The sequence below is a fragment of the Lactobacillus sp. UMNPBX17 genome, from assembly GCF_002553735.1.
GTDB lineage: Bacteria > Bacillota > Bacilli > Lactobacillales > Lactobacillaceae > Lactobacillus > Lactobacillus gallinarum.
Map to the genome: position 1 here is coordinate 1 of NZ_PCYT01000094.1, position 3,526 is coordinate 3,526.

The following is a 3,526-nucleotide window of genomic DNA, read 5'->3' on the forward strand; positions in this document are numbered from 1 at the left end:
AGGTTTAATAATTTAATCAGAGGGCGAAAAGGTAGGTTCTTTTCGCCTTTATTTTATGCAAAAAAAGAGCCGAATCACAACGATTCGACTCTTTTCAATTTGTCAATGTCTTAACTTAATGACATTGATCATTCATAACTGGAATCTTTTTTATTTAAAGTGATATTAGTGGCTTTTTAAGCAATTCTCCTGTACCAATTAGCTCTAGCATGACCATTGGCAGCAAAGAAAAATATTCTTCTAGTTGAGTAATATTTGTGTGCGCTTATAACTACCCAACCACCGCCTGTACTCATAAGATAGTGAGAAATCCAAATTTTCGCACCTTTTTTGATCTTTCCATATTTATGAAATTTGTTTTTAGCTTCACATGTTCCTGTTCTCACTTTATAAACTCTAATTGGCTTAATAACTTTTACATAGCGTGTGCACATATCAGTGTAACTATTACCGTTTAAATAGCTTGCCGAAACAGTATTTTTATTAAATATAAATAAAAACGATAACATTAATAAAGGTAGAATAATTTTGAGTAATTTCTTTTTCAATTTTTAACTCCTAACATTGACTTTTATAATCATAAATTTATTATATACTTAAGTTAACAATGTGAAGAATTAGATATGAATATGAAATAGAATAGCGTAATAATATGCGAAGATTAAGTGATTTTGATTACATGTTAGATACCTATGATTCTCAAGATCAAATTCTTGAAGATCTTAGAAAGGAATTCGTAAATTCATTTCCAATTGATTATATTAGAAATCAAATGACAATTTCCGAATATATTGAAGGAAAGGGCAATAAGGATAGTTTCTGTAATCGTCTTGAAAGAGAATTAGCAGGTCTTGGGAGTATTAAAGGTGCAACTGCATCTAAATTTGGTATTTACTATAGTCAGAAAAATCAAAAATATATGATTAATAAAGTATGGCAAACTCCAGAAGGTCATCCTGATTTGCTTAGTTCTTTTAAGAAGTTAAGAGAATCAATTGCTGATTTAATTGAAGCAGGTGGCAAAAATGCTAAAGTAGCTATTCAAGCACATCCCTTGGCAACAATGGTTAAGATGAAGATATTGTCGGTATATTATCCAGAGAAATATCTAAATATTTTTTCTGAAAGAATGCTAAATTATTTTGGATATCAGTTCTACGGGGATGCTTTCCCGTTAAATGCATCACGCTTTGAGAAACAACAAAAGCTGTTAAAGTTAAAAGATAGCGATGAAGCTACCGAAAAATGGAACAATATAAAATTCGGCAATTACTTATATCATCTTTTTCCTTATGCTTATGAGTTAGGAAAAGAAAATCTGGATAATGGTTGTAAAAATTATTCTAAAATTCATTTTATTCAGATAAAGCCTCAACCTCCTCATAAAAAAGAACCTAAATTTCCAGTTGCTTATGACAGGCAGGCTATTGAATTTTCGCAAAAGAAAACTGTTAGAAAAGTACAAGGTTTATCTAAAATTGATCATATAGCAAAACAAAAGACGGCTACAGCTATGGGGTATTTAGGTGAAAAAGAAGTAATAGCATATGAGCAAGCAAGATTAGTAAAATATCCTGATTTACAAAGAAAAATAAAGTGGCAATCACAAGTGTCAGATGTTATTGGTTATGATATTTTGTCATTTGAAAAAGATGGAACTCCTCGTCAAATAGAAGTTAAAAGTACTACTGCAAAAATTAGTGAAAAGTTTGATTTTGTTTTAACTGAAAACGAAAGACTGCATGCTTTAACTTTACCTAATTATTGGATTTATCGAGTTTTTGATGTCAAAAATAAACCAGTTATTTATAAAATTAAAAATCCTTTAAAAAACGAATTAGCACATTTAAAACCTATTAAATATCAGGCTACTATTAAAGTGAGAGATATAAGGTGAGAAAAGCTTTTGGCGTGATAGTAGTATTGCGAGAAGCTCAAACGGTAAAGATGACGATATCAAATCTGATATATATTAAGTGAAATTTTACTTAATTACGTTCAAAATAGTGAAAGAATAATATAAGGGAGGTTTATTATGAAATTAAAAAGAATTGCGTTGAGTATTGTGGCAGGAGCTGCGCTTATGGTCCCTGCAGCTTTAACAGGACAAAGCCAAAACTCTAGCATAGTTCAAGCAAGTACCTTAAAAAATAAGATTACGTTCGTTAAAAGCTATTCTCAACCAATGTTATATAATAAAAACGGTAAAAGTATAGCTAATAAAAATGAGATTAACTTTAACAAGCCAATTCGTTTTTATGGTCAACCAACTATAATTCAAGGACCTAAAGTTAATGCCTTTATTTATCTTAACGGGATGCCGCAGAGTATTATTAAAGGCAACACTTATGCCGATTTAGGTGATGGTGGTTACATTAATATGAAAGCAGTTGGTAGCTATAACTGGAATAGCAATGAAATTGGCTTGATTAAAAATGCATATGTTTACAACAGTAAAGGTCAACGGCTATCAACTTATCGTGGTCGCAAAGCTTATTTAACTAAAGGCAGCAAAATTAAATATGTTGGTAAGAGCTGGGTTACTTACCCTGATTCATATTTCAATTTAGGTAGCGGAATTTATGTTAAGTCAAATAACGTTAATACCATGAATGGTAAAGGCGTTTTGAAATTAAATACCAATACTGCTATTTATAATAAGAAGGGTCAACGTATTAGCTTTAATGGTCAGCGCGTATTGCCTAAATATTCAATTGTAAATTACGCAGGCAAGCGTCGCGCCAAGACTAAGTCTGATGATTACTACTACACAAATTTGAGTGGTAGTAAGTCATATGCAGTTAAGAATTATAAGATTAAAGGCCAAGATTACTACTATATCGGTAAGGGTGCTTATATCAAGGCGATAAACGTTGGACGCATTAACGGTAATCCTGTATTTCGTGATGGTGGTGCAACTACAATTGTTCCTCAAATGGACTTGTTTATCTATAATTCAAAATTAAAAAAGACAAAACAATCTGTTAAGAAGGGCCAAAAGATTAGAGCATTAGATCCAGCTATCCTTGGTAGTGGCGATATTGCACAACTTTTCTACAGAATCAAGGGAACATCTAACTATGTTTCTTGGGGTGATTACAGTGAGTACGGCTTTGAAGACGACGCTTATGTAGGCAACTTTAATTTCCGTGTAAGATTGAATCCTATTAAGACTATTGAAACTGCTGCAACACGTGCTGCTGAAGAATCAGATTAATTATTAGTAAAAACGCTATTCAATTTGGATAGCGTTTTTTGCTTGAAAAAAAGTATAAAATGACAATGTATAGTAGATTTCTTCAGCTATAACATAGTAAGTTCTCTTGATTTTTACATACAAAAAACCCATTGACAACTCATTAGATAGATAAGTTATCAACGGGAATACCTATATTTTACCTCACTGCTATGAAAAATGTAAGCAAATGTATGACTATGTTTTATTTTCATACATTTTGGACTATTCGTGCTTTCCATTTCTCTTACCAACGTCTACGCTAGTATTCCGATATTTCAATTTAGAAGT

3 protein-coding genes are annotated in these 3,526 nt (G+C 31.5%); 2 read left to right on the forward strand and 1 reads right to left on the reverse strand.

The window, feature by feature from the left end; translation table 11 throughout:
• Nucleotides 1-176: 176 nt before the first annotated feature.
• Nucleotides 177-548 carry a hypothetical protein gene (locus tag CP368_RS09375; RefSeq protein ID WP_087363364.1) on the reverse strand — a complete coding sequence of 124 codons (372 nt, stop codon included), beginning with the start codon at nt 546-548 and terminating at the stop codon, nt 177-179.
• Between the two features lie 131 nt (nt 549-679).
• Here CP368_RS09375 and CP368_RS09380 point away from each other — a divergent pair, with 131 nt between their 5' ends.
• Nucleotides 680-1,897 (forward strand): DUF3883 domain-containing protein, encoded by a 1,218-nt coding sequence (locus CP368_RS09380; RefSeq protein ID WP_233185876.1) that lies wholly within the window; start codon nt 680-682, stop codon nt 1,895-1,897.
• 138 nt (nt 1,898-2,035) lie between these two features.
• Complete coding sequence (locus CP368_RS09385; protein ID WP_098046026.1) at nt 2,036-3,217, forward strand: SLAP domain-containing protein; 1,182 nt, start codon at nt 2,036-2,038, stop codon at nt 3,215-3,217.
• Nucleotides 3,218-3,526 lie beyond the last annotated feature (309 nt).

Bases quoted from the DNA above. Each gene is read 5' to 3' on its own strand.
- CP368_RS09380 (WP_233185876.1), top strand. From the start codon at position 680: ATGTTAGATACCTATGATTCTCAAGATCAAATTCTTGAAGATCTTAGA.
- CP368_RS09385 (WP_098046026.1), top strand. From the start codon at position 2,036: ATGAAATTAAAAAGAATTGCGTTGAGTATTGTGGCAGGAGCTGCGCTT.